Consider the following 26,190-nt stretch of genomic DNA (forward strand, 5'->3'; position numbering starts at 1 on the left):
AACGCTCCTTAATTACAGCTCACTTTGTAGGAAGAGATTGACAGGAAACTCTTTCAGCGCAGTGCCTACCAACAATTCCTTCTCTGCTGTGACTGCCTGCTCGGAAAAAAGTCCCTTCAATGTAGCCCCGGATTTTGCCGATGGCAAAACGACACGGGTGTCGCCCCAAGCGCTGGCATCGATCAGAGGCGTCTTGCTATCAGCAAGAAGGCCACTGGCCAGGCGAGGCACGATCACCACTGCAGCGGTGCCGTCCAGTACCCGCGCAAAAGCGTGGATACGATCGGCATGAGCGCCTAAAACGTCCAGCTTCTGGTAGCTGCCCTCGCGGAACAGCGCTGGATGCGCGGCGCGGACCTCAAGGGTACGCTGAATCATGGCCTGTTTGATGCGACCATCGTGCCAGCTTTCCAGCAGCTCGCTGACGGCAGGACGTGCATCGAGCGAACGTTCCCGCGCGGCGTAGTCGACCGGGCGACGGTTGTCCGGATCGACCAGGCTGAAATCCCAGTACTCGGCGCCCTGATACAGATCGGGAATACCCGGCACGGTCATGCGCAGCAGCGTCTGCACCAGACTGTCCAGCGCGCCGCTGGGCGCGATGGTGCGGCTGGCTGCAGCGATGGCGTCGCGCAGTGGGCGACCCTTTTCGCTGAGCAGCAACTGTTCGAGGAACTCGCGGCAAGCATTTTCATAGGCTTCGTTCGGTGCGCTCCAGCTGCTGATCAGCTTGGCCTCGCGCAACGCTTTCTGCTGCCACTGATACAAGCGTTCGGCGTAGGCGGTCAGGCCATCTACGTCGTCGCTGCGCAGGTCCAGCGGCCAGCTGCCCAGCAATGCCTGATACAGCATCAGTTCGTCGCCACCGGTCGGTGCATGGCCATCGCCGAAGGCACTGCGCAGGGGCGCAGCCAGTTCAAGCCATTGTTCGACTTGCTCGACGTACCAGGGAGCACGCTCGCTGAGCACGGCCAGACGAGTGCGAGTGTCTTCGCCGCGCTTGTGGTCGTGAGTTGCAGTGGCCAGGAGGTTGTCGGGGAAGTGCTGCAGACGCTGCTGACAGGCTTCGTCGAACGCTTCGGGAGTACCGGCGAACAGTTCGGTCTCGAACCCTACGTCGTTGCGCGAAAGCAGTACGGCAGAGCGATAGAACGCGGTGTCTTCCACGGCCTTCGCCGCCGACGGCGAAGTCAGCTGCTGGAAGCGCACGCAGGCATGACGGATCAGCTTGCGCGGGCGGCCCAGCGGCAGGTCGCGCCACGATTGGCCGCCCAACCAGCGCTCCAGATAGTCGAGCACCGGCCAATCGGCTTCACCCAAGGTACTGCGAGCACCTTCCATGGCTTTCTGGAAGAAGGCCTCATCTTCGGCAGGACGCCCGCACGGGTTGATGTAGGTGCGGTACACCGGGAAATGCACGATCAGCTCCTGCAGCGCCCGGCGAATGGCGCCCAGGGTCAGGTCGCGGCTCATCAGATCGCCTCGGGCCACCTGCAACAGGGCCTGCGCGACGGACTCGAAGTCACCGGCCAGCGAGCCATTGAGCACCAGGTTGCGCGCTATGTGCGCTTCTTCGATGAATTCGCTGGGGCGTCCGCTGATGCGGTTCCAGAGTTCGCCCAGCGGCTGCTCGCCGGCAGGATCGTGCTGGAGCAGGGACACCTGGTTCATGAATTCATAACCGGTGGTGCCGTCGACCTGCCAGTCACGGTGCAGCGTTTCGCCTGCGCCGAGGATCTTCTCGACATAGATCGGCACATGGTCGATCCGCGCCGATTCAGGACGTTGCTGCAACAGGCCTTCGACCCGACGCCGCAGTTTGCGCGAGTAACCGCGCGGATCGGCCAGGCCGTCGATGTGGTCGATACGCAGACCATCCACCAGGCCCGCTGCGATCAACTCGAAGATCTTCGCATGGGTGGCTTCGAACACGGCAGGGCGCTCGACACGCAAGCCGCCCAGTTCGTTGACGTCGAAGAAGCGCCGCCAGTTGATGTCGTCGCCCGCAGTGCGCCAGCTGGCGAGGCGATAGGATTGGCGTTCCAGCAGTTCGTGCAGACGCTTGAAGCCTTCTTCGCTGGTCGAGTCGAAGCGGGCGAGCGAAGCTTCGATGGCTTCGCTCAAGCCCGCGCCAGCGGCCTGTTTGGCAAGCTCGGCCTGCAACGAACGGGCCTGAGCATAGGCGTCGTCGCTGCCATGCAGATTGGCGAAGCGCGCACACAACTCGCTGACCGGCGCATTGCCGGATGCGGCCAGGATGTGTGGATAGTCGATGGGGCAGATGGGAAAACGATGTTCATAGTGCTCGACGAAGAAACTGCCCTGTTCGGCATCGAACTTGAGCACCAGCTCGCCCTTCTGCAGGGCCACACCGTAATCGCTGCCCAGAAACGGCAACAGCAACTGGCCTTCGAGCAGCGGATCGGGCGAGTGCCACTGGATGTCAAAGAATTCCGAATACGGGCTGCGACGGCCCCATTCGAGCAAATCCAGCCACCACGGATTATGTGAGCCCCCGACCGCCATGTGGTTGGACACGATGTCGAGGATGAAGCCCATGTCGTGCTCGCGCAGCGCCGCGATCAGCCGCTCTAGCGCAGGCTGGCCGCCCAGCTCGGGGTTGACCTGGGTCGGGTCGACCACGTCATAGCCGTGCATGGAGCCGGGGCGTGCCTTGAGAATGGGCGAAGCGTAAACGTGGCTGATGCCGAGCCGGGAAAAATAAGGCACGAGGCGAGCGGCATCATCCAGGGTGAAATCTTTGTGCAATTGCAGCCGAACGCTGGCCGTCATTTTTTTCATCGGTAACGCTCACTGGCTTGTTGGCGGGCGCAGGCCAGCAGCTCTAGGCGTCTGGCAGCGTCTTCATCGTCGAGAAGATTCTGGGCATGGGCGCTGTAGCGGCGGCGCCAATTGGGGTGACTGTCTATGGTGCCCGGCAGGTTGGCCTGTTCTTCGATACCCAAGGCATCGTCGATTGGCAGCAGCACCAGCGGGGCAGGGGTCAGGCCAAGGAAGCGTGTGCTTGCGTCGATGATGGCGTCGATGTCCTCGATGCCTTCACTTTCACTGTGTTGCAGCTCAGGAGCGAGCACCTGGCGCAGGGCGCGACGCTCGTGATCACGGGTCACCCGCCATTGTTTCTCGGTCGGCTCGTCGATCAGTTCCAGATCGCGGTTCCAATCGATGTCGCGGCCGTGCCACCAGCCGTTGAGAGTGGGCAAGTCGTGGGTGGTCGAGGTCGCCAAGGCGTTGTCCGGCCACGCCTGATGTTCGGTAAATTCTCCGTCGCTTTGCTCGAACAGCAGCACGCGCATGCCGAGCATCTGCCTGGCCGCCAGTTTCTCGCGCAGCCCATCCGGCACGGTGCCGAGGTCTTCGCCGAGTACTACCGCCTGGTGACGATGAGATTCGAGGGCGAGCAGGCGCAACATGTCGTCGATAGGGAACTGCAGATACGCACCTTCACCGGGCTTGGCATCGGCCGGAATCAGCCACAGGCGTTGCAGGCCCATGATATGGTCGATGCGCAGGCCGCCCGCGTGGGCAAAATTTGCCCGCAGCATTTCGATGAAGGCCCGGAAGCCATTGCGCTTGAGGCCTTCGGGAGAAAAGGCGGAAATGCCCCAGCTCTGTCCGGAGCGATTGAGAATGTCCGGTGGCGCGCCGACGGTGAGGTCGGCGAGCAATTCGTCCTGGCGACTCCAGGCCTGGCTCCCGGCACCATCGGCACCGACGGCGAGGTCGGCGATCAGGCCGATCTTCATGCCGCTGTCACGGGCGGCTTTCTGCACCTTGGCCAGGCAGCGATCGATCAGCCACTGGCAGAAGGCGTGAAAGGCGATCTCGTCGGCATGAGCGGCAGCGAACTCGGCCACCGCGGTGCCGCGCGGGTCGTGCCACTCTTGTGGCCATTGGCGCCAATCCAGGCTTTCGCCACGGGCCTTGAAATCTGCCTGCAGCGCTTCATAGCGGCAGTGGTTCTCCAATGCTTCGCCACCGGCGTGGCGAAAGGCGCTGAAATCCGCATTCAATGCGTGTTCGGTGTCGCCAAAGCCCTTGTACAGGGCCCTGAACAGGCGCTGCTTGGCGCCGGCGGCGGCCGGCCAGTCGACCAGCGGCAGTGCTTCGAGCGACTGCAGGGTTTCGCCCAGTCCGGCAGCCTCGATGGCCGTGCGCACCGCGTCTTCACCCAGCACCGCGGCAGGGGCCGCGTACAGGCTGTTGAGGAACAGTCGGCTGGACGGCGAGTAAGGGCTGTAGCGCGTGTTGTCGCTGCTGCTCATGGCGTGCATGGGGCTGATGGCCAAGGTGTCGGCACCGCGCTCGCCGGCGCTGCGCACCAGGGCTTCCAGCGCCTGAGTGTCGCCGAAGCCGCCATCGCCGGTGCGGCGCACGGCATAGAGTTGCACGCCCAGTCCCCAAGCGTGGGCGGTGTCCTGCCCGTAGGCGTCGGCGACGCTGTAGCAGCGTGCCGGCGCAACAGCCAAGGTGAAGCGCTGCTGTTCGATCTGCACGTCCTGGTAGCCAACGGGCAGCAGACCGGGCAGGGCGGCATGCTTGTCCAGGCTGATCGACAGCGTGCTGCCGTCTTCCAGATGCACCTCACACGCCGTACCGGGCGCGAAGAACTTCGCCAGATCCAGCGGCTGACCATGCTCGACGGTCAGCAACGGTGGCAGGCGATGCGACTGCGCCGCCTTGCTCGACGCCGCCAGACTTTCTTTCAGCTCATCGTCGCTGTCGGCCGGATGGCCGAGGCCTCGCAGCACCTTGCGCAGGACACTGTCAGGAACGGTTTGCGGCTTGCCGTTGGCATCGGTCCAGTCGACGGCGATACCCGCCTGCTCGGCGAGCTCATGCAGTTGCTGTTGCTCGCTCATGCCGCGGTCTCCGCAGCGCCCGCCGGAACCAGGCTGACCAGCGCCGTGTGGGCAGGCAAGCCTTGAGTGTTCCCCGTATCGTCCGACTGCAGGCGGCTGTCGAACAGCCGGTGTTCGGTGGGCAGTTGAACGGGCACTGCACTCTCGCTCAGATTGAGGTCAATGCGCAGCACGCTGCCGTCACCCATGCGCCATTTGGCGCTCACGGCCTTGTCGGCCAGTGCCTGGGCTCCCAGCGACTGGGCACCGTCAAGCCGCGGTACGATCTCGTCGCGGCGCAGGGCCAACAGCTGACGGTACAGCTGCACCCAAGGACCGTCCTGGCGGAACTGGAACTCGGCAAAATCCGGGCGCGAAGCTTCGAACGTGCTCGCTGCGTTCGGGTCGGGAATCTTGGCGCGGGTTTCTTCGTTGGCGAACGAGTCGAAGGCAGCGAACTCGGCACGACGACCTTCACGAACGGCTTCCGCCAGTTCGCCGTGGTGATCGGTGAAAAACAGGAAGGGTTCGTCTGCGGCCCATTCATCGCCCATGAACAGCATGGGGATCATCGGCGAGAGCAACAGCAGCGCAGTCGCGGCCCGAAGCGCAGGCTCGCTGCACAGCAGGCTCAGCCGCTCGCCCATGGCACGGTTGCCGATCTGGTCATGGTTCTGCAGGAAGAGCACGAAGGCGCTCGGTGGCAGGTGACCGCTCGGCTCGCCACGTGCTTCACCTTTCTGATTGGTTTCACCCTGGTAGATGAAGCCCTGGCTCAGGCAGCGAGCCAGCTTCTCGGTGGAGTCTTCGCTGAAGTCGGCGTAGTACGCCTCGCTTTCGCCGGTCAACATTGCGTGCAGCACGTTGTGGCCGTCGTCGTTCCACTGGGCGTCATAGCCCTGTTCGAGCAGGTGGGCCTGGTTGTGCTCGTTCTCGAGCATGAGCCAGACATGACGGTCGGGCCCGACCTGTTCACGCAGGGTGCCGGCCATTTCCTGGAGAAAGGTCGGATCCTGGATGGCATGCACGGCATCGAAACGCAGACCGTCGAAACGGTATTCGAGCAGCCACATCGCGGCGTTGTCGATGAAGAAGCTGCGCACCTCATCGCGACGGAAGTCGATGGCGTCGCCCCATGGGGTTTTCTTGTCGTGACGGAAGAAACCCTTGGCATAGCGGCCCAGGTAATTGCCGTCCGGCCCGAAGTGGTTGTAGACCACATCGAGGATCACCATCAGACCATGGCCGTGGGCGCAGTCGATCAAGTGCTTGAGCTGTTCAGGAGTACCGTAGGAGGCTTCGGGTGCATAGGGCAGCACGCCGTCATAGCCCCAGTTGCGCGTGCCGGGAAATTCGGCAATCGGCATCAGTTCGATGGCAGTGACACCCAGCGCGGCGAGGCGAGCCAGGTGAGCCTCGACACCGGCGTAACCACCCAAGGCACCGACGTGCAGCTCGTAAATGACTGCCTGAGACCAGGGACGACCCAGCCAGTTGCTGTTCTGCCACTCATAGGCCAATGGGTCGACCACGACGCTGGGGGAGTGCACATCGTCCTGCTGGGCGCGGGACGCCGGATCCGGCACGGCGACCTCGCCATCGATATCGAAGCGGTAGGTCGTACCCGCCGGGCACTTGTGCTCCAGGGTGAACCACCCGTCGCTGCGCGCGACCATGGGCAAGGATTCATCATCAGCGATCTGCAATCCAACCGAGAAAGCATCCGGAGCCCACAGTGCAAAGTGAGTGAGTCCGGAGTCCTGCATTACCGCACCGTGGGACCAGGTTTCAGTTTTCCGTGAAGGCATCGATGAAACCTCTTCCGTCATTGATCAGTTGCCGTTATTGATAAGTTGCCGTGATTGAGTGACTGCCGTTACCGATGAGCCGCGGAACGCTTGCTGCCTTGCACCAGGGTCTTGTACAGGTCGGCGTAGGGTTCGACCGCTTCGCTCCAGTTGAACGGCTGGGTCATGGCGCGGCAGCGCATGGCATTCAGCAGTTCAGGCTTGTCGAACACATAGAAGGCGCGGGCCAATGCGGCCTGGTAGCTTTCGATGGTCGATTCGCCGAACAGGAAGCCCGTCACGCCGTCTTCGATGGTGTCGGCCAGACCGCCCGTGTTGCGCGCCACCGGCAAGGAACCGAAGCGCTGGGCATACATCTGGCTCAGACCACAGGGTTCATAGCGCGAAGGCATGAGCAGGAAATCGCTGCCGGCGAACATGCGGCGGGCATCGGTTTCGTTGAAGCCGATGCGCACGCCGACGCGACCCGGGAAACGCAGGGCCAGTTCACGCATGGCTTGCTCTTCTTCAGGCTCGCCGCGGCCGATGATGACCACCTGGCCGCCGTTCTCGACGATGAACTGGGTAACGCCTTCAGTCAGGTCCAGGCCCTTCTGGTAAACCAGGCGGGACACCACGGCAAACAATGGGCCGTCCGAATCGTCGATCTCGAACAGCTCGCGCACGTGGGCGGCATTCACTGCTTTGCCTTCCCAGTCGTTCAAGCTGAACGGACACACCAGGTGCGGGTCGGTCGCCGATTCCCAGCTGGCGTCGATGCCATTGGGAATGCCGCTGAGCTTGCCCTGCTGCGCCTTGCTGCTGAGGAAGCCTTCAAGGCCACAGCCGAATTCAGGGGTGGTGATCTCTTCGGCGTAGGTCGCGCTCACCGTGGTGATGTGGTTCGAATAGGCCATGCCGGCCTTGAGGAACGACAACTTGCCGAAGAATTCCATGCCGTCCTGCTGCATCGCATGGCTGGGCACGCCCAATTCAGGGCAGCAGGCACGGCTGAACACGCCTTGGTAGGCGAGGTTGTGGATGGTGAACAACGTCGGTGTGTTCAGCCCGCGCCAATGCATGTAGGCAGGCGCCAGACCTGCGGGCCAGTCATGGGCATGAACCAGATCGGGCTTCCAGTGGACCATACCCTGACCGGCTGCGATCTCGGCAGCAGCCAGGCCCAGGCGGGCGAAGCGAATATGGTTGTCCGGCCAGTCACGACCGTTGTTGGCGCCATAGGGAGTGCCGTCACGCTCGTACAGCTCAGGGCAGAGCAGTACGTAGATGACGAGCCCGTCGGGCATGTCCATACGACCGATCTTGCAGGGCGGCAGGGCGGCGTGGCCGCTCAATTCGCCAACCACATGAATCGGATTGTCACTGTTGAGCACTTGCGGGTAGCCGGGAATCAGCACCCGAACGTCGTGAACCTGGCTCATGGCACGTGGCAGCGCAGCCGACACGTCACCCAGGCCGCCGGTCTTGACCAGGTCGGCGATCTCCGATGTCACGAAAAGAACTTTTTGCTTGTGGACGCTGGACGGCGTCTGCAGTGCTTTGCTGGTAGGCGTGGGAACCTGCAAGTGGGCGGGTTCCGCCGCTTGCCTGTTGAAACGCTCTCCGTGGTTTTCGACAGCGGCACTGATCATTGTTCTCTCCCGTGCATTACGTACTTGTATGGCAGATCCTGACTCTGAAAAAGCGCTGATCGATTAGCGCTTCCCGCTGACACACGCACAGGCGCTGCAGACAACGGCGTTCCTGCCGCAGGCTGCAATGATTCACGGGATAGCAGGTTTGGCGGACAAGAAACATCAAATAACCTGCTTCCTATCCTGACCTGTCTGATTTGCAAAAAGTTTCGAGTTTTTTGCATCGGATTTCCAAGCGATAGATCGCCTGTGACCTGAGTGTAGGAGATCCGCCATTTTTTTGGGGGAGGCTTGCGACTGACGGGCGATTATTATTGGCACACTCGTACTACAGGCCTTGTCCGGTGGGCGTTTTGGCGTCTTCGCGGCCCTTGCTCGAGCCTGTTGGCGAACCCTCATGGGTCCTGGAACAAAACCATTGCGATTTGTGTACCGCTCCAGAAGCGCGTCTTGATGAAATCGACAAAAATTCAAGTTTTTTGGCCAGCCACGCAACCGACCAAAGGTATACTCGGAAACTTACCGGTATCGTCCGGGACTAACTTGGAGGCTCGTTCGGTAATACCCGGACCCGCTTCCAGGACATTACCGTTCAAGAAATATCTTTTTCAAGCAACATAGAGTGGAGCTCTCGCATGCAACTGGGAATCATTGGGCTGGGCCGCATGGGCGGAAACATCGCCAGAAGGCTGATGCGCGCTGGTCATCAAACGGTGGTCTTCGATCGCAATCAGGATTCGGTGCATGGCCTGGCCGGTGAGGGCGCTACCGGTGCCGCCGATCTCGCCGATCTGGTGAGCAAGATGGACACCCCGCGCGCGGTCTGGGTCATGCTGCCCGCAGGTGCTCCTACCGAGGCCACCATCGCCCAGCTCGCTGACCTGCTGGAGCCGGACGATGTGATCATCGACGGCGGCAACACCTTCTACAAGGACGACATCCGCCGTGCACGCGACCTCAAGGCTCGCCAGTTGCACTACGTCGACGTCGGCACCTCCGGCGGCGTGTGGGGCCTGGACCGTGGTTACTGCATGATGATCGGTGGCGAGCCGGAAATCTTCGAACGCCTCGACCCGCTGTTCGACTGCCTGGCACCCGGCATGGGCGACATCCCCCGCACTCGCGACCGCAACAGCCCGGATGACCGTGCCGAGCGTGGTTACATCCATGCAGGCCCCGCTGGCTCGGGTCACTTCGTCAAGATGATCCACAACGGCATCGAGTACGGCATGATGCAGGCCTTCGCCGAAGGCTTCGACATCCTCAAGACCAAATCCAGCAGCGAGCTGCCTGAAGACCAGCGCTTCGACCTGAACCTGGCCGACATTGCAGAAGTCTGGCGTCGTGGCAGCGTGGTTTCGTCCTGGCTGCTGGACCTGACTGCCGATGCTCTGGCCAGCGACCAGCAGCTGACCCAGTACTCCGGCGTGGTGTCCGACAGTGGCGAAGGTCGCTGGACCATCGACGCTGCGGTCGAGCAGGCGGTACCGGTACCGGTGCTCTCCAGCGCCTTGTTCGCCCGTTTCCGCTCGCGCCAGGACGCCACTTACGGTGACAAGATCCTCTCGGCGATGCGTTTCGGCTTCGGCGGCCATGTCGAGGTTCCCAAATGAGTAGAGCGACCTCGAAAGTAGATGCCGCTCCACCGTCAACCCTGTTTCTGTTCGGCGCCCATGGCGACCTTGTCAAACGCTTGCTGATGCCGGCCTTGTACAACCTGAGCCGGGACGGACTGCTGGACAACGGCCTGCACATCGTCGGGGTCGACCATAACGAGGTGAGCGACGCGGATTTCGCCGCGAAGCTCGAAGCGTTCATCATCGAACAGGCGCGGGCCAAGGGCGTCGACGAGCCGGACAAAGTGCTCGATCCGGCGCTCTGGGCCAAGTTGCGCAAGCGCATCAGCTATATTTCCGGTGACTTCCTCGACGAGGCCACCTACCAGGCCATTGCCGAGCGCATCGAAGTCAATGGCACCGGCAATGCCATGTTCTACCTGGCCACCTCGCCGCGCTTCTTCAGCGAAGTGGCGCAGCGACTGGGCAGCAGCGGGTTGCTCAAGGAGCAGCCCGACGCCTTTCGCCGCGTCGTGATAGAGAAACCCTTCGGTCACGACCTGGCTTCCGCCGAAGCGCTCAATGCGTGTCTGTTGAGCGTCATGAGCGAGAAGCAGATCTACCGCATCGATCATTACCTGGGTAAGGAAACTGTCCAGAACATTCTGGTCAGTCGCTTTTCCAACGGTATCTTCGAAGCGTTCTGGAACAACCATTACATCGACCACGTGCAGATCACTGCGGCCGAAACGGTCGGGGTCGAGACCCGTGGCAACTTCTACGACCAAACCGGCGCCCTGCGTGACATGGTGCCCAACCACCTGTTCCAGCTGCTGGCCATGATCGCCATGGAGCCGCCAGCGGCCTTTGGCGCCGATGCGGTTCGCGGCGAGAAGGCCAAGGTCATCGGTGCCATCCGGCCCTGGTCCAAGGCCGATGCCCTGAAGAACTCGGTGCGCGGCCAGTACACGGCGGGACAGGGCGACAAACCCGGTTACCGCGAAGAACCCAAGGTCGATCCCCAGAGCACCACTGAAACCTACGTGGCGCTCAAGGTCATGGTCGACAACTGGCGCTGGGTGGGTGTGCCGTTCTACCTGCGCACCGGCAAGCGCATGAGCGTGCGCGATACCGAGATCGCCATCTGTTTCAAACCAGCGCCCTACGCGCAGTTCCGTGACACCGAAGTGGACCGGCTCAAGTCCAACTACCTGAAGATCCAGATTCAGCCCGACGAGGGCATGTGGTTCGACCTGCAGGCCAAGCGTCCGGGACCGGCCATGGAACTGGAGAACGTCAAGCTGGGCTTCGCCTACAAGGACTTCTTCCAGATGCAGCCGTCCACCGGCTATGAGACCTTGATCTACGACTGCCTGATCGGCGACCAGACCCTGTTCCAGCGTGCCGACAACATCGAGAACGGCTGGCGCGCAGTGCAGCCGTTCCTCGATGCCTGGCGCGAGGGTGGCAGCATCGCCACCTACGCAGCGGGCGAGGACGGCCCGGAGGCGGCCGACGAGCTGCTGGCCCGCGACGGCCACCACTGGCATCGTCTGGGATGAGTGCCTCGTCGAATCACCTCATCCAGCTGGTCCTCAGCGACATGGACGGCACCCTGCTGATGCCCGATCACAGCCTCAGCCCCGCAGTGATCGAGGCCGTGGCGCAGTTGCGCGCGGCCGGGGTGAAGTTCACCCTGGCCAGCAGCCGTCCGCCGCGGGCCATGCGCCAGCAGATCGAGGCCTTGGGCATCGACTTGCCGACCGCTGCATTCAACGGCGGCGTGCTGATCAATGCCGATGGCAGCGAACTGCAGTCCCACTGGGTCGACCGCGATGCCGTGGACATTTGCCTGGCGCTGTTCGCCGAACACGCTCTGGACGTTTGGGTATTCGCCGACGACCAGTGGCTGGCGCGGGATCGCAAGGCCGAGTATTTCCCCAAGGAACTGCACGCGCTGGGCTACGAGCCGCTGATCGTCGAAGACTTCACGCCGTATCTGGACCGCGTGCACAAGATGGTCGCCACCTCCGGCAACTTCCAGCTGTTGGTCGACCTTGAACAGCAGTTGCAGGCGCCGTTGCACGGCAAGGCCATCGCGGCGCGCTCGCAGCGGTACTACCTGGACATTACGGCGGTGCTGGCCAACAAGGGTGAAGCCTTGGCCACATTGGCCGAGCGTCTGGGCATCGAACTGGCCAACACGGCCGTGCTGGGCGACGGCGGCAACGACGTGGCCATGTTCAAGCGTGCCGGGTTTTCCGTGGCCATGGGCCAGGGCGAGCAGGTCGTGCGCGAGCAGGCCGATGCGGTCACTGCCAGCAATGCCGAGGATGGCGTGGCGCAGGCCATCCACCATCTGATCCTGCCGCGCGCGCAACGTTGATATAGATTCCAGGCGCGGCACCGTTCCCGGTCCGCGCCAGTGGTCATGAGGGTTCCATGCCGGCGCTGATCGAAGACTACGCCCTGTTGGGCAATTGCCGTACCGCTGCCTTGGTCGACCGTTCCGGTTCGCTGGACTGGTTGTGCTTTCCCCGATTCGATTCCCCCGCCTGTTTCTCCGCCTTGCTGGGCAGCAGCGACAACGGCCGCTGGCGTATCTGTCCCAGTCAGCCGTTGACCGGCACCGAGCGACGCTACCGCGACAGCACGATGATTCTGGAGACGGTGTTTCATACCGAGCAGGGCAGCGCGATGCTCGTCGACTGGATGCCGGTCGGCGAGCAGGACTGCGTGGTGCGCACGGTGGTCGGCCTGAGCGGACAGGTCGAGTTCGATATGGAACTGGTCATGCGCTTCGACTATGGCAGCAGTGTGCCATGGGTCGAGCAGGCTCAGCCCCGAACGCTAACGGCAGTCGCCGGCCCCGACATGCTGGTGCTGCGCAGCGCCTCCGATCTGCACGCCGTGGACCACCGCACTGGTAGCCGGTTCAAGGTCGAAGCCGGCGAGCAGTTATGCTATCGCTTGAGTTTTCAACCCTCGCATCTGCCCGTGCAACCGGCGGTGGAGGCTGAACTGTCCCTGGTTGAAACGGAACGCTATTGGCGCGAGTTCGCCCAGCGTTGCCCGGACGTCGGCGGCTGGACGCCCTTGGTGAAACGCTCGCTGCTGACCCTCAAGGCCATGACCTATGCCCCCACCGGCGGCATCGTTGCTGCCGTGACCACCTCGCTGCCCGAACAACTGGGCGGTGAGCGCAACTGGGACTACCGCTACTGCTGGCTGCGCGATGCGACCATGACCCTGCTGGCGTTCATGAACCTGGGCTACTACGAAGAGGCGGCCGCGTGGCGCAAGTGGCTGATGCGCTCGGTCGCCGGTAACCCCGAGCAGATGCAGATCATGTACGGCCTGGCCGGTGAGCGCCGATTGCCCGAGCAGACCTTGCCGTGGCTGACCGGCTACGAGGGTTCGGCGCCGGTTCGCATCGGCAACGGCGCGGCGACCCAGCGCCAGCTGGATGTGTACGGCGAAGTCGCCGACGCCATGAGCCAGGCCATTCGCGCCGGTCTGCCCCGTCATCCCCGCGGTGCCGCGATCTTTCGGGTCATCCTGCCGTACCTGGAAAGCATCTGGGAGCAGCCCGACGAAGGCATCTGGGAGATCCGCGGCGAACCCCAGCATTTCACCCATTCCAAGGTCATGGCCTGGGTGGCGTTCGACCGCGCAGCGACCCTTGCCGAGCCGACCGAAGAGGGCCGCGCGCAAGCCCAGCACTATCGCGCCGTCGCCGACCGGATCCATGCTCAGGTGTGCAGTCGGGGCATCGATCCCGAACACGGCCATTTCGTCCAGGCCTATGGCTCGACCCATACCGACGCCAGCCTGCTGCAGATCGCCTTGACCGGGTTCCTGCCGCCAGACGACCCACGTGTGGTGGCGACCGTGGCCCGCATCGAGAGCACGTTGATGCGCGACGGTCTGCTGCTGCGTTACGACACGACCCATGGCGTCGATGGCCTGGACCCGGGCGAGGGGACTTTTCTGGTGTGCTCTTTCTGGCTCGCCGATGTCTATGTGCTGCAAGGCCGTATGGCTGACGCCCAGCGTCTGTTCGAGCGTCTGGCCGGTCTGTGCAACGACGTCGGCCTGTTGGCCGAGCAGTACGACCCCAAGGCGGGGCGCATGTTGGGCAATTTTCCCCAGGCGTTCAGCCAGCTGGGCATCATCAACACCGCGCTCAACCTGTACCGCGCGCAGAACCCGGCCCAGGCTCGCGCAGCCGCGACAGCCGGCGTGTGTGTGGAATGATCGGGCGACGGTGGCAAACGAGGATTGGATTCGATGAGTGAGCGCTGGACCACGGCGGTACTCGATACCGCGCTACCCGGCGGCCTGGCGGTCGCCCGCAGCAGTCAGGGGTTTCTCTGCGCTGCCCAAGGCGTGCTGTTCGAGCGCCAATGGCTGAAGCAGCAACCCCTGGACATCCTGGCCGAACACGGGATCGGCCATTTTGATGGCCAGCCGGTCTACCTGCTCGAACTGCGCAGCCCGGACACGCCGGATGACTGCCATTGGCAAGGCTTGCGTCAGTTCATGCTCGAAGGGGATTTTCAGGTTTATCGCATGCTCGGCTACGCCGCGCAGATTGGCACCTGGGCACGTGAGCATCGGTTCTGTGGCAGTTGCGGCGGGCCCATGCAGCAGGTCCAGGGTGAGCGAGCGATGCATTGTGCACGCTGCGAGCTGCGCAGTTACCCGCGAATCTCGCCGAGCATGATCGTGCTGGTCACCCGTGGCGACGAGGTGCTGCTGGCGCGATCGCCGCGATTCGTTCCAGGTGTCTACAGCACCTTGGCAGGCTTTGCCGAGCCGGGCGAATCGGCCGAGGACTGCCTGCGCCGCGAGGTGATGGAGGAAGTGCAAGTCACGGTTCGCAATATTCAGTACATCGGCAGCCAGTGCTGGCCGTTTCCCCATTCGATGATGCTGGGCTTTCACGCCGAATATGCTGCCGGCGAGATCGTTCCGCAGTTGGACGAGATCGAGGACGCGCAGTGGTTTCACATCGACGCGTTGCCGGCCCTGCCGGCCGGGCGATCGATTGCCCGGCACCTCATCGACCTCTATGTGGCGCGCCGCTCAGGCCTGCCCGAACCAGTGCTGCCAAGCTAGACGTACGGTCAGCGCCAGAACGATGGTGATGAACACCGGGCGAATGAATTTGGCCCCGCCGCCAATCGCGGTGCGCGCGCCGAAGAAGGCGCCGACCATCACCGCCAGGCCCATGCTCAAACCGATCAGCCAGTCGACCTGGCCACTGGCGATGAACACCGTGAGTGCCGCGATGTTGCTGACGAAGTTCATGCTGCGCGCCACGCCGCTGGCGCGAACCAGATCGAGCGGGTAGAGCAGCAGCGTGCTGACGGTCCAGAAAGCTCCAGTGCCCGGGCCTGCCACACCATCATAGAAGCCCAGGGTCAGGCCTTGGGGCATTTGCCATTTGCGCTTGATCGGCGCGTCGCTGTCCAGTGGGGCCTTGGGTGTGCCACCGAACAGCAGGTACAGGCCGCAGGCGAAGACGATCACCGGCAGCATCTTGTTCAGCCATTCGGCGGGCATGTAATGCGCGGCTCCCGCGCCCAGGAAGGCACCCAGCAAGGTGCCCAGCAGGGCGTTCTTCCACTGACCGGGATGAAACAGCTTGCGGCGATAGAACGTATAGCCGGCCGTAGCCGAGCCGAAGGTCGAGCTCAGTTTGTTGGTGCCCAGCACCAGATGAGGCGGCAGGCCGGCGGTGAGCAGGGCAGGGGTGGTGAGCAGGCCACCGCCGCCGGCGATGGCGTCGATGAAACCGGCAATGAACGCCACCAACACGAGAATGAGCAGAACGCTCGGCGTAACGCTGAGGCTGGAAAGAAGGTCGAAGGGCATGTCATCGGCTTCACGGCAGGGTGCATGCGAAAGGCGCATGCGAAAGCCGCCATTTTAGCCATCGCATGCGCCACCGCAAACCGTATTCGTATGTAACGCGTCTGACGGCACCGTGTTCATCCAGACACACCCCGTACACCGCCGACGCGGCTCGCGCCGCTGCTACAAGCACCGCGCACCCCTGTAGCAGCGGCGCAAGCCGCGTCCGGCCACACCGCGTTCATCCAGACACACCGCGCACCCTGTAGCAGCGGCGCAAGCCGCGTCCGGCAGCACTGCGTTCATCCAGACACACCGCGCACCCTGTAGCAGCGGCGCAAGCCGCGTCCGGCCACACCGCGTTCATCCGGCCACACCGCGAACCCTGTAGCAGCGGCGCAAGCCGCGTCCGGCCACACCGCGTTCATCCAGACACACCGCGCACCCTGTAGCAGCGGCGCAAGCCGCGTCCAGCCGCACCGCGTACCCCTACAACATTCGCGCAATCAGCCGATCTGCTCCTTGGCTAACTTCACTACGTTGTCCACGGTAAACCCGAACTTGGCCTGCAACTTGTCGATCGGTGCGGAGGCGCCGAAGCTGTTCATGACCACTTTCGCGCCCGTCGCGCCGACATACCGATCCCAGCCCAGCGGCCCAGCCTGTTCGATGGCCACGCGGGCGGTGACTGCCGCTGGCAGCACCTGCTCGCGATAACCCGCGTCCTGCTCCTCGAACAACTCCCAGCACGGCAGGCTCACGACCCGCGCTGCAATGCCCTGTGCCTGCAACTGTTCATAAGCTTCAACCGCCAAGCCCACCTCGCTGCCAGTGGCAATCAGGATCACCTGCGGGTTGTCGCTATCTGCCAGGACATAGCCGCCACGAGCCACGCCTTCGGCACTGGCGAAGCGCTCACGATCCAACGTCGCCATGGGCTGGCGCGACAGCACGATGCACGAAGGCCGATCGGTCTGTGCCAAGGCAATCTTCCACGCCTGGGTCGTCTCGTTGGCATCACCCGGACGCAACGTCAGCAGCCCCGGCGTGGCCCGCAGTTGGGTCAAATGCTCGATAGGCTGGTGGGTCGGACCATCCTCGCCCACGCCGATCGAGTCGTGGGTAAACACGAACACCACCGGCAACTCCATGATCGCCGCCAGGCGAATCGGCGGTTTCATGTAATCGCTGAATACCAGGAAGGTCGAGGTGTAGGGTCGGATGTAGCACAGCGCCAAGCCGTTAGCGATGGCGCCCATGGCGTGCTCACGGATGCCGAAGTGCAGATTGCGACCACCGGGCTCCGTGGCCGAGAAACTGCCAGCTCCGTCAAAGGTCAGGTTGGTCTTGGTCGAGGGCGACAGGTCGGCCGATCCCCCCAGCAACCAGGGGATCTTCTTAGCAAACGCGTTCAGCACCTTACCCCCGGCAGCACGCGTCGCCAGGCCTTTGGCGTCGGTGTCGAAGGCTTCCAGTTCCGCTTCCCAGCCTTCTGGCATTTCGCCGGCCCGCATGCGTCGCAATTGCTCGGCCAGCTCCGGTTCCCGCTCGCTCAGGGTCTGCAGCTGCTGCTCCCATTGCTCATAGCGTTCGCCATGATTGTTCAGCAGCGTGTCGCGCAGATGGTGAGCGGCCTGCTCCGGCACCGAGAAACTGCTGTTCTCATCCCAACCGTAGGCTTTCTTGGCGAGCTTGATCTCATCGTCGCCCAAGGCTTCACCGTGGGCGGCCGCCGTGTTCTGTTTGTTCGGCGCGCCGTAGCCAATGACGCTGTCGACCATGATCAGGGTCGGCGCATCGTGCGTCTGGCTGAACTGCTCGAATGCCTTGGCCAGCGCCTCTGTATCGTTGGCATCGCTGACGTGCAGCGTGTTCCACCCGTAGCCCTTGAAACGGGTCATCACGTCTTCGCTGAAGGCCAGCTCGGTGTGGCCTTCGATGCTGATCGTGTTGTTGTCGTAGATCCAGCACAGGTTCGATAGCTTCAGGTGGCCGGCCATCGACGCGGCTTCACTGCTGACGCCTTCCATCATGTCGCCGTCGCCGCAGATCACGTAGACGTTGTAGTCGAACAGCTTCAGATCGTCCCGGTTGAAGCGCGAGCCGAGCCAGCGCTGAGCCATGGCCATGCCCACGCTGTTGGCGCACCCTTGCCCGAGCGGACCCGTTGTGGTCTCCACGCCGGTGGTGTAACGGTATTCCGGGTGACCTGGGGTTTTCGAGTCCATCTGGCGAAATTGCTTGATGTCCTCGAGGCTGATGGCCGGTTGGCCGGTCTTGGTGCCGTCTGCGTCGATTTCCTCGACACCGGCCAGATGCAGGAGGCCATAGAGCAGCATGGAGGCATGGCCGGCGGAGAGCACGAAGCGGTCGCGGTTGGGCCAGTCGGGATGCTCGGGGTGGTAGCGCAGGAAGCGGCTCCACAGGGTGTAGCCGACTGGGGCCAAGGCCATCGGGGTGCCGGGGTGACCGGAATTGGCTTTCTGTACCGCGTCCATCGCCAGGGTGCGCAGGGTGTTGATGCACAGTTGATCGTTGGCGGCGGAGGAGGCTGAAGTTGGAGCTTGATTAGGCATGTCGATTCGATCCCACATTGAGTTCGCGAGGAAATCGCGGTGAAGATGTCGTCAGGGTTGACCCTCCGGCGGCCGGGTAAGTTGCGTTGCAAGCGCCCGGTGCCGTGTCGGCGCCCTCGAGCCAGCCGTTCCGGGCAAATTGTTACCGGGCATGCAACGCAGCTTTATCGAAATCCGGTTTGCCCCACGCCTGCGTCCCGGCCTAAGCTTGACCGTTCGATGCCGTATGCCCTTACCAGTGGAATCCATGATGCCCAGCCAGTTTCCTTCCGCCAGGCCCCGCCGCCTGCGCCGCAACGCTTCTTTCCGCGATCTGTTCCAGGAAGCCGAATTCAACCTAGGCGACCTGGTGCTGCCGATTTTCGTCGAAGAAGAAATCGATGACTTCGTCCCTATCAGCAGCATGCCGGGAGTCATGCGCATCCCCGAATCGAAGCTTGCCGGCGAGATCGAGCGCTACGCGCGTGCCGGTATCAAGTCGGTGATGACCTTTGGCGTGTCCCACCATCTGGACGCCGACGGCAGTGACACCTGGAACGAAAACGGCCTGGTGTCGCGTATCGCGCGCATCTGCAAGGACACCGTCCCGGAAATGGTGGTGATGGCCGACACCTGTTTCTGCGAGTACACCTCCCACGGGCACTGCGGTGTCCTGCACGGTGATCAGGTCGACAACGATGCCACCTTGATCAATCTCGGCAAGCAGGCCGTGGTCGCCGCACGGGCAGGTGCCGACTTCATCTCGCCATCGGCGGCCATGGACGGTCAGGTGCAGGCAATTCGCGGTGCGCTGGACGAAGCCGGCTTCTTCGATACGTCGATCATGGCCTACTCGACCAAGTTCGCGTCGTCGTTCTACGGGCCCTTCCGCGAAGCCGGTGGTACGGCGCTAAAGGGTGACCGCAAGACTTACCAGATGAACCCGATGAACCGCCGCGAAGCGGTGCGTGAGTCGTTGCTCGACGAGCAGGAAGGCGCCGATGCGCTGATGGTCAAGCCGGCCGGGGCCTACCTGGACATCATTCGCGACATCCGCGAAGCGTCGCGCCTGCCTCTCGCGGCGTATCAGGTCAGCGGCGAATACGCCATGATCAAGTTCGCCGGCCAGGCCGGGGCAGTGGACGAGCAGCGTATCGTGCGCGAGAGCCTGGGCGCCATCAAGCGCGCGGGCGCGGATCTGATCTTCACCTACTTTGCCATGGACATTGCCCGCGAAGGCATCTAAGGCTCGGTTCACTGCCCCTGGCGCATCGGCATGCGATCGATGGTAGTGAACAGCGACTCGGGATCGACCGGCCCTGGCCGGTCGACCTTGATCCCACCGTCCTTGCCCACCAGTATCACCCGCGCCCCGGCATCGCCCCGATGCCCGACAGCCTGCAACAGTGCTGCACTGGCTGAACCGCTCAGCGGCTGGCCATTGCGGCTGGCGGCACCCGCGACGATCTCGTAGAGCACCATCTCCCGTTCGACGAACCCTTCACGGGCGTCTAACTTGCCCAAGGCTTCCCGCAGCTCCACCAGTGTCGCGTCCTGGGCGTTGGGGACGATCACGATCAAAGGGCGGCTCTGCCAACGTTCGGCTACCAGCGGATTGGCGTCGCTGGCTTCGGCCGAAGCCAGTCCAAGGCCCAGTGCAAGCGCTGCAATCGTCGCTTTCATGTTCGATCTCCCGATGGGTTCAAGCCTGTGCACAATAGTGTCACTCCCGGTAGAACTTGGCGATGCGCCCGGGGTTCAAAGCCCTACCGCTCCTTCGCAATGGGTTTTCACAATGACACTCCGAATTCAGCAACAAGACATCGAGCGAGCGAATCTGCGCACCGTCAGCGAAATCTGGCTGGCCGGGCCGAAGTGCACCTATGACGTGGAAAGCGAGGTCGATAGCAAATGCTTCTGGCGCGGGCAACCTACCGTCAGCCACGACATGCTCAGTGAAGGGACTCACGAACAGAATCTGCAGCGTCTATGGCTGGTGGTCGCCAACGTTGACGATGATGCGGAGGTGGGTGCAGCCGAAACCTTGCTCCGTGCGTCCCTGGAAAAACAGAACATGGAAGGGGAGTTCTACCCGGCGGAGCAGAAGAACACCACTGCGCCGTGAGCTTCGCAGTGTAATAGTCAATCTCTTATACGTTTCAAAATAATGCAAAAAGCCCGGTCGATCAGCTTCGGTTCGGGCATTATGCCTGAACCTGCTTCTAGCTTTGTCTCATAACCAGTTGATTTATAGAGGTATCTATTAATAATCGGCTGGCATGGTGTGTGCACTGCTATCCCTGGCAAACCGTACGTGAGCGATCACACAGGTTCAACCTGCTAGGAGCACGACAACAATGATGAGCCCTGCCGAACACCTTCCTCCTGCCGCGCTATCCGCCTCCGCGGACAGCTCCAATCACTCGGGAGTCTCCTGGGCCGCGATCTTCGCCGGCGCCGCTGCTGCCTCCGCACTTTCCATGATTCTCGTCGTACTAGGCTTCGGCCTGGGTTTCTCGGCCGTATCGCCGTGGGCTGACAAAGGCGTGAGCGCCACGACCCTCGGTGTCTCGACCGTCCTGTGGCTGACTTTCACGCAGATCGTCGCATCGGGCATGGGCGGCTATCTGGCCGGCCGGCTGCGGGTCAAGTGGGCCAATATGCATGGCGATGAAGTGTACTTCCGCGACACAGCCCATGGCTTCCTGGCCTGGGCCGTTGCTTCGTTGGTCACCGCCATGCTGGTGTTGGGTTCGGTGGGCAGTGCGATCGGCAGCGGTGTGCAGGCCACTGCCAGCGTCGCCGGTGGCGCATCCGTCGCAGCCGCGAGCTCCAACAGCGATAGCGCGAGTGACCCCTATGGTTACTTCGTCGACATGCTGTTTCGCGACAACCGTCCTGTCGCGGTCAGCGATGACGCGGCACACGCCGTGGTGACCCGCATCTTTGCCCGTACCGTGAGCAACGATGGACAGCTCGCCGTCGAAGACCGTGCCTACCTGGCGCAGCTGGTCAGCCAGCGCACCAACCTGACTCAAGCCCAGGCCGAGCAGCGTGTCGATCAGGTCTACGGTCAAGCGCTGAAATCGGTGCAAGACGCTGAACTGGCTGCCCGCCAGGCCGCCGACACCGCCAAGAAAGTTGCTGCCGCCACTGCACTGTGGACCTTCGTTGCCTTGCTCTGCGGCGCATTCTTCGCCAGCTTCGCAGCAACCTTCGGTGGCCGCAGCCGCGATGCCGTGGTCTGGCATGAACGCGACCGTACTCGCACCCACACACCCACTTCGATTCGCTGATCAAGGAGTACTACCATGCGCTCGATTCTCTTGTTCTTTCTCGGTGTGCCTATCCCGATCATCATCCTGATCGCGCTGTTCATGCATTGAGTCCCGCCGTATCGGCCGCTTGACCGGGTCGATATTCCGCACAACGCCCCTGGCGCAATTTCATTGCCCGGGGGCTTTGTGTTTGTGCCAGGCGAAATGCGGTGAGTGGCTATTTTTTATCTTCATGTTTCATCAGCAGACATCGGCGCCCCTTGTGACCGGTACTTCGCCATACTCAGTTCCACCCTTCTGTAGGAAGTCTCCCCACATTCCGCGTGAAAGATCTCAAGGAGCAGCGCCATGCCGACCCGCCGTCAGTTCGTTCAATACACCGCCGCGCTCGGCGCCCTGGCCAGTTGTGGCCCGCTGATGTCGCGCCTGGCGTTCGCGGCGCAGCCGCTGCTGCAACGCAAGATACCGGCGACCGGTGAGTTGCTTCCCGTGATCGGACTGGGTACGTCCCAGACATTCAACGTGGACCCGGAGTCGGCGGACATGGCCCCTCTGCGCGAGGTGCTGGCGGCGTTCGTAGCGGGTGGCGCCAAGGTCATCGATACGGCGCCCAGCTACGGCCGGGCGGAACGGGTCAGCGGCGAGCTGGTGGCTCAAGCCGCCGCACGCGACAAGGTGTTTCTGGCGACCAAGCTCTCGTCCACTGGTCGTGAGGCCGGCATGCGTCAGATCGAGGCCAGCTTCAAGGCGCTGCGTACCGACAGGATTGATCTGATTCAGGTCCACAACCTGCAGGACACCCGCACGCAGTTGGCGCTGCTGCGCGAACTCAAGGCCCAGGGCCGCATCCGCTACATTGGCGTGACGCACTACGTGGAGTCGGCCCACGATGAGCTGTTGGCCGTGCTCAAACAGGAGCCCGTCGACTTCGTGCAGATCAACTACTCGATCGGCGCGCGCAATGCCGAGCGCAAGCTGCTGCCGTATTGCGCCGACAAGGGTATCGCCACCCTGATCAATCGGACGTTCGAAGCCGGCCGCCTGTTCGCCAAGGTCAAGGGTCGTGCGGTACCTGAATGGGCCAGCGCCGAGCTGGATGCCAGTTCCTGGGCGCAGTTGATGCTCAAGTTCGTCCTGGCCAACCCTGCGGTGACCGCCGTCATTCCCGCCACGTCGCAGCCGCGTTATGTGCTCGACAACCTGCTCGCCGGCCAGGGTCGTTTGCCCAATGCCGAGCAACTCAAGCGCATTGCCGCCGAGTTTGCCTGAGGTGCGTCTTCCATGAGCCCCGTCGCTGCGCGCTTCACGCAGGTGATCAATGCCCGTCCTGGCGAGGGGCAGGCCGCGTTGGCCGGGTTCGCGTTGTTCTTCTGCCTGTTCTGCGGCTATTTCATGCTGCGACCGATCCGCGAGTCGATGGGCATTCAGGGCGGTGTGGAAAACCTGCAATGGCTGTTCACGGCCACCTTCATCGCCATGTTGGTCGCCGTGCCGCTGTTTGGCTGGCTCAACTCCAGGGTGGCCAGGCTTCACTATATCGATTGGGTCTACGGCTTTTTCTGCGGCAATCTGTTGCTCTTCGCCGTTGCGTTCGGCGCTGCCGAACAGGGCATCTGGCTGGCGCGGGTGTTCTATGTGTGGATCTCGGTCTATAACCTGTTCGTCATCTCGGTGGCCTGGAGCCTGATGGCCGACGTCTTCGATGGCGCACAGGCCAAGCGCCTTTTCGCGTTCATCGCCGCGGGCGCGAGCGTCGGCGGTCTCGTCGGCCCGGCCCTGAGTGCCTTGCTGGTGGGTGTCATGGGCCCCAGCGGGCTATCGGTTCTGGGCGCTGTGTTGCTTGCCATCGCCGTCGCCCTCAAGCACCTGTTGATGAGCTGGCGCGCCGTGCACGGGGCAGGGCGGCCCGGCGCCGCTCAGGCCGAAAACCCGCGCCGCCCGGTGGCTGGCAATCCGTTCAGCGGGCTGACCCGTGTGCTGCAATCGCGCTATCTGCTGGGCGTCTGCGCCTTCGTGGTGCTGTTGGCCACGGTCAGCACCTTTCTGTATTTCGAGCAGGCACGCCTGGTAGCCGAGTTGTTCCCCAGCCGCGAGGAGCAGGTCCGGGTATTCGGCATCATCGATTTCGTCGTTCAGGCCGGCGCACTCACCGCGCAGCTGTTCATCACCGGCCGGCTGGCGCAGCGACTGGGGGTTAGGACCTTGCTGGCCTTGGTGCCGGCGCTGGTGTGCCTGGGGTTCATCGGCCTGGCGCTGGCGCCGAGCTTCGCCATGCTGGCGGGGCTGATGATCGCCCGGCGCATCGGTGAATACGCGTTCGTGCGACCTGGGCGCGAGATGCTGTTTGCGCCGCTGGACGCAGAAACCAAGTACAAGGCGAAGAACTTCATCGACACCGTGGTTTACCGCGGTGGTGACGCCTTCAGCGGCTGGGTCAAGAGCCTGCTCGACCTGCTCGGTCAGGGCGTGGTGCTGATCGCGCTGGTGGGCGCGGCCTGCGCCGCGCTGTGGGGCGTGGTGGGCTGGTACTTGGGCGGTAAAGCCGACGCCGCCAGCGCCCAGCCTGTCGGGCCACACAAATAAACCGCCTCGATCGCGTCCGGTTGGCTACAGTAAAGCTGAGTTCGGCCGACACCCTCTGATTACAGCCATACATTCGGACATGATGTCTACGACCAGACGCTTTTCCTGCACCGGCCTGTTCGTTCTGATCAAACGGCTGTGCAGCGTACCTCAAGGCAACTCGCGTCTGCTCGCGGCCCAGTACAAGGCCCTGGCCAGGCAGATTCCTCTGATGTACTTCATCCTGCTGATCAACAGCTGGGCACTGGCCTTTACCCACATGGCCAGTTCGCCGGTGTGGATGACCGTGCACATCCCTCTGGTGTTGACCCTCATCAGCCTGGTGCGGGCGGTGGCCTGGCGTCGAGGCTGGCAGCAGCAACCCGATGACGTCGAGGTCGCCCAGGCACTGGCGCGCACCAACCGTATCTGCTGCGTGGTCGCCGTCGGTTTCACGGTATGGGCCCTGGCGCTGTTTCCCTATGGCGACAGTTACGCCAAGGCGCACGTGGCCTTCTACATGGCCATTACGGTGATCGGCTGCATTTTCTGCCTGATGCACCTGCGCTCTGCGGCCCTGATGACGGCGGTGGTGGTCAACGTCGCCTTCGTCGCATTCTTTGCCTCCACCGACAACCCCACCTTCATCGCCACCAGCGTCAACGTGTTGCTGGTCACCGGCATCATGCTGGTGGTGCTGCAGAACAACTATCGCAACTTCACCGGACTGGTGAACGCCCAGGCGCGCAGCGAAGCCCTGAGCGACGAGAACTTTTTACTGGCCAACAAGGACAGCCTGACCGGATTGCCCAATCGGCGCTGGTTCTTCAACTGCCTGGACACCTGCCTGGCCAAGGCGGGCGAGGAGGGGCAACGCCTGGGCGTGGGCATCCTCGACCTCGATGGCTTCAAGCCGGTCAACGACCTGTACGGTCACAGTGTCGGCGACCGCCTGCTGGCCGAGGTCGGTACACGCCTGGCTGCGCTGCTGCCCGATAATGTCCAGGTCGCGCGCTTGGGAGGCGACGAATTCGCGCTGATCCTGCCCGACTGTGGCGACAACCTGGAGATTTCCCTGTTCGCCGAACGCATCTGTGTGGAGCTGAGCAAACCGTACCTTCTGGTCGATGTGCCGATCCAGGTGGGCGCATCCATGGGCCTGGCGACCTTTCCCGATCTGGCCGGCAATGCCCATGAATTGTTCGAGTACGCCGATTACGCGCTGTACCAGAGCAAGCACCATTTCGTCGGCCATATGTCGCTGTTCTCGGCTGCGCACCGCAAGCAATTGCAAAGCGCGATCATCACCGAACAGGCGTTGCGACGGGCGGATCTTGAGGGTGAATTCCATGTCGCCTTCCAGCCCATCGTCGACCTGCAGACCGGTGCCACCGTCGCCTTCGAGGCCTTGGCGCGCTGGCAGAGCGTAGAGCTGGGGCCGGTTCCGCCTGGCCAGTTCATTCCGGTCGCCGAGCGCAGCGGCATGATCAATCGCCTGACCCTGCCGCTGCTGGCCAAGGCCTTGCGGGGCGCCGCGGCCTGGCCGGCGCCGATTCGTCTTTCCTTCAACCTCTCGGCCCATGACTGCGGTTCGCCCGACGCGGTCCAGGCCATCGTCCAGCTGCTCACCAGTGGGCTGTTCGATCCGAGTCGGGTCGACCTGGAGATCACCGAGACGGCGACCCTCAAGGATCTGGATCTGGTCCAGGAAGCGATCGCCACCCTGCGCTCGTTGGGGTGCGGCATTTCCCTGGACGATTTCGGCACCGGCTATTCCAGCCTCAGTCACCTGCATGCGCTGGCATTGACCAAACTCAAGGTCGATCGCAGTTTCGTCGCCCGCCTGCATGAGAAGCCGGCCAGTTACAAAATCGTCAAATCCCTGCTCGCACTGACCCAGGACATGGACCTGGATTGCATTTTCGAGGGCGTGGAGACCCGAGAGGAGGTCCAGGCGCTGGTCGCATTGGGCTGCCGCTATGTGCAGGGCTACTACTTCGCCCGGCCCATGTCCGCGCTGGATACCGCGGACTGGATTGCCCTGGACCATGCTCCGGTTCAGCGCTGACGACGCTT

The 26,190-nt window shown here is 62.9% G+C and carries 18 protein-coding genes; 11 read left to right on the plus strand and 7 right to left on the minus strand.

Going from position 1 to position 26,190, the window contains the following annotated elements:
• Positions 1–12: 12 nt before the first annotated feature.
• The 4 genes from QMX89_RS07595 to glgA form a co-directional block, all read right to left on the minus strand.
• Positions 13–2,802: a malto-oligosyltrehalose synthase gene (locus QMX89_RS07595; RefSeq protein WP_282347666.1), complete on the minus strand. Its 2,790-nt coding sequence runs from the start codon at positions 2,800–2,802 to the stop codon at positions 13–15.
• On the minus strand, positions 2,799–4,883 hold the full coding sequence (malQ, locus tag QMX89_RS07600; protein ID WP_282347667.1) for a 4-alpha-glucanotransferase: 2,085 nt from the start codon (positions 4,881–4,883) through the stop codon (positions 2,799–2,801). The genes QMX89_RS07595 and malQ overlap by 4 nt, the downstream gene beginning before the upstream one ends.
• Positions 4,880–6,670, minus strand: a complete 1,791-nt coding sequence (gene treZ / locus QMX89_RS07605) for a malto-oligosyltrehalose trehalohydrolase (RefSeq protein WP_282347668.1) — start codon at positions 6,668–6,670, stop codon at positions 4,880–4,882. Before treZ ends, malQ begins: the two co-directional genes overlap by 4 nt.
• Positions 6,671–6,738: 68 nt before the next feature.
• The gene (gene glgA, locus QMX89_RS07610; protein WP_282347669.1) at positions 6,739–8,301 is read right to left on the minus strand and encodes a glycogen synthase GlgA; all 1,563 of its coding nucleotides are present in this window, start codon (positions 8,299–8,301) and stop codon (positions 6,739–6,741) included.
• Positions 8,302–8,939: 638 nt separating this feature from the next.
• Here glgA and gnd point away from each other — a divergent pair.
• From gnd to nudC, 5 genes are read left to right on the plus strand one after another with little or no spacing between them, the layout of a single operon-like run.
• The gene (gene gnd, locus QMX89_RS07615) at positions 8,940–9,917 is read left to right on the plus strand and encodes a phosphogluconate dehydrogenase (NAD(+)-dependent, decarboxylating) (protein ID WP_049860158.1); all 978 of its coding nucleotides are present in this window, start codon (positions 8,940–8,942) and stop codon (positions 9,915–9,917) included.
• Positions 9,914–11,422, plus strand: coding sequence for a glucose-6-phosphate dehydrogenase (gene zwf / locus QMX89_RS07620; RefSeq protein ID WP_049860159.1), 1,509 nt, complete (start codon positions 9,914–9,916; stop codon positions 11,420–11,422). The genes gnd and zwf overlap by 4 nt, the downstream gene beginning before the upstream one ends.
• Positions 11,419–12,246, plus strand: coding sequence for a Cof-type HAD-IIB family hydrolase (locus tag QMX89_RS07625; RefSeq protein WP_282347670.1), 828 nt, complete (start codon positions 11,419–11,421; stop codon positions 12,244–12,246). The genes zwf and QMX89_RS07625 overlap by 4 nt, the downstream gene beginning before the upstream one ends.
• 56 nt (positions 12,247–12,302) lie before the next feature.
• A complete protein-coding gene (locus QMX89_RS07630) occupies positions 12,303–14,117 on the plus strand; it encodes a glycoside hydrolase family 15 protein (RefSeq protein ID WP_282347671.1) in 1,815 nt (604 codons plus the stop codon).
• A 33-nt stretch (positions 14,118–14,150) separates the two neighbouring features.
• Positions 14,151–14,981: an NAD(+) diphosphatase gene (gene nudC / locus QMX89_RS07635; RefSeq protein ID WP_282347672.1), complete on the plus strand. Its 831-nt coding sequence runs from the start codon at positions 14,151–14,153 to the stop codon at positions 14,979–14,981.
• Here nudC and QMX89_RS07640 read toward each other — a convergent pair.
• The gene (locus QMX89_RS07640) at positions 14,949–15,740 is read right to left on the minus strand and encodes a TSUP family transporter (RefSeq protein ID WP_282347706.1); all 792 of its coding nucleotides are present in this window, start codon (positions 15,738–15,740) and stop codon (positions 14,949–14,951) included. The genes nudC and QMX89_RS07640 overlap by 33 nt on opposite strands.
• A 485-nt stretch (positions 15,741–16,225) precedes the next feature.
• Positions 16,226–18,295, minus strand: a complete 2,070-nt coding sequence (tkt, locus tag QMX89_RS07645) for a transketolase (RefSeq protein ID WP_282347673.1) — start codon at positions 18,293–18,295, stop codon at positions 16,226–16,228.
• 250 nt (positions 18,296–18,545) lie between these two features.
• On the opposite strand from tkt, the gene hemB reads away from it, so the two are divergent.
• Positions 18,546–19,520, plus strand: a complete 975-nt coding sequence (hemB, locus tag QMX89_RS07650; RefSeq protein ID WP_282347674.1) for a porphobilinogen synthase — start codon at positions 18,546–18,548, stop codon at positions 19,518–19,520.
• 8 nt (positions 19,521–19,528) lie between these two features.
• On the opposite strand, the gene QMX89_RS07655 is transcribed toward hemB, so the two are convergent.
• The gene (locus QMX89_RS07655) at positions 19,529–19,957 is read right to left on the minus strand and encodes a DUF4174 domain-containing protein (protein ID WP_282347675.1); all 429 of its coding nucleotides are present in this window, start codon (positions 19,955–19,957) and stop codon (positions 19,529–19,531) included.
• A gap of 112 nt (positions 19,958–20,069) precedes the next feature.
• Here QMX89_RS07655 and QMX89_RS07660 point away from each other — a divergent pair, with 112 nt between their 5' ends.
• From QMX89_RS07660 to QMX89_RS07680, 5 genes are all read left to right on the plus strand, one after another.
• The gene (locus tag QMX89_RS07660; RefSeq protein WP_282347676.1) at positions 20,070–20,399 is read left to right on the plus strand and encodes a hypothetical protein; all 330 of its coding nucleotides are present in this window, start codon (positions 20,070–20,072) and stop codon (positions 20,397–20,399) included.
• Positions 20,400–20,634: 235 nt separating this feature from the next.
• Complete coding sequence (locus tag QMX89_RS07665; RefSeq protein ID WP_156463112.1) at positions 20,635–21,570, plus strand: hypothetical protein; 936 nt, start codon at positions 20,635–20,637, stop codon at positions 21,568–21,570.
• Positions 21,571–21,900: 330 nt separating this feature from the next.
• Entirely contained in the window at positions 21,901–22,821 is a 921-nt protein-coding gene (locus QMX89_RS07670) for an aldo/keto reductase (protein WP_282347677.1), read from the plus strand.
• 12 nt (positions 22,822–22,833) lie between these two features.
• A complete protein-coding gene (locus tag QMX89_RS07675) occupies positions 22,834–24,135 on the plus strand; it encodes an MFS transporter (protein WP_282347678.1) in 1,302 nt (433 codons plus the stop codon).
• Positions 24,136–24,217: 82 nt separating this feature from the next.
• Positions 24,218–26,182 (plus strand): EAL domain-containing protein, encoded by a 1,965-nt coding sequence (locus tag QMX89_RS07680; protein WP_282347679.1) that lies wholly within the window; start codon positions 24,218–24,220, stop codon positions 26,180–26,182.
• Positions 26,183–26,190: the final 8 nt, after the last annotated feature.

Source organism: Pseudomonas sp. PS01301, assembly GCF_029960215.1.
Classification (GTDB): Bacteria; Pseudomonadota; Gammaproteobacteria; order Pseudomonadales; family Pseudomonadaceae; genus Aquipseudomonas; species Aquipseudomonas coleopterorum.

What these genes read in the sequence shown, in the direction of transcription:
- QMX89_RS07595 (WP_282347666.1), bottom strand. Translation starts at nt 2,802, where the DNA reads ATGAAAAAAATGACGGCCAGCGTTCGGCTGCAATTGCACAAAGATTTC.
- malQ (WP_282347667.1), bottom strand. Translation starts at nt 4,883, where the DNA reads ATGAGCGAGCAACAGCAACTGCATGAGCTCGCCGAGCAGGCGGGTATC.
- treZ (WP_282347668.1), bottom strand. Translation starts at nt 6,670, where the DNA reads ATGCCTTCACGGAAAACTGAAACCTGGTCCCACGGTGCGGTAATGCAG.
- glgA (WP_282347669.1), bottom strand. Translation starts at nt 8,301, where the DNA reads ATGATCAGTGCCGCTGTCGAAAACCACGGAGAGCGTTTCAACAGGCAA.
- gnd (WP_049860158.1), top strand. Translation starts at nt 8,940, where the DNA reads ATGCAACTGGGAATCATTGGGCTGGGCCGCATGGGCGGAAACATCGCC.
- zwf (WP_049860159.1), top strand. Translation starts at nt 9,914, where the DNA reads ATGAGTAGAGCGACCTCGAAAGTAGATGCCGCTCCACCGTCAACCCTG.
- QMX89_RS07625 (WP_282347670.1), top strand. Translation starts at nt 11,419, where the DNA reads ATGAGTGCCTCGTCGAATCACCTCATCCAGCTGGTCCTCAGCGACATG.
- QMX89_RS07630 (WP_282347671.1), top strand. Translation starts at nt 12,303, where the DNA reads ATGCCGGCGCTGATCGAAGACTACGCCCTGTTGGGCAATTGCCGTACC.
- nudC (WP_282347672.1), top strand. Translation starts at nt 14,151, where the DNA reads ATGAGTGAGCGCTGGACCACGGCGGTACTCGATACCGCGCTACCCGGC.
- QMX89_RS07640 (WP_282347706.1), bottom strand. Translation starts at nt 15,740, where the DNA reads ATGCCCTTCGACCTTCTTTCCAGCCTCAGCGTTACGCCGAGCGTTCTG.
- tkt (WP_282347673.1), bottom strand. Translation starts at nt 18,295, where the DNA reads ATGCCTAATCAAGCTCCAACTTCAGCCTCCTCCGCCGCCAACGATCAA.
- hemB (WP_282347674.1), top strand. Translation starts at nt 18,546, where the DNA reads ATGCCCAGCCAGTTTCCTTCCGCCAGGCCCCGCCGCCTGCGCCGCAAC.
- QMX89_RS07655 (WP_282347675.1), bottom strand. Translation starts at nt 19,957, where the DNA reads ATGAAAGCGACGATTGCAGCGCTTGCACTGGGCCTTGGACTGGCTTCG.
- QMX89_RS07660 (WP_282347676.1), top strand. Translation starts at nt 20,070, where the DNA reads ATGACACTCCGAATTCAGCAACAAGACATCGAGCGAGCGAATCTGCGC.
- QMX89_RS07665 (WP_156463112.1), top strand. Translation starts at nt 20,635, where the DNA reads ATGAGCCCTGCCGAACACCTTCCTCCTGCCGCGCTATCCGCCTCCGCG.
- QMX89_RS07670 (WP_282347677.1), top strand. Translation starts at nt 21,901, where the DNA reads ATGCCGACCCGCCGTCAGTTCGTTCAATACACCGCCGCGCTCGGCGCC.
- QMX89_RS07675 (WP_282347678.1), top strand. Translation starts at nt 22,834, where the DNA reads ATGAGCCCCGTCGCTGCGCGCTTCACGCAGGTGATCAATGCCCGTCCT.
- QMX89_RS07680 (WP_282347679.1), top strand. Translation starts at nt 24,218, where the DNA reads ATGTCTACGACCAGACGCTTTTCCTGCACCGGCCTGTTCGTTCTGATC.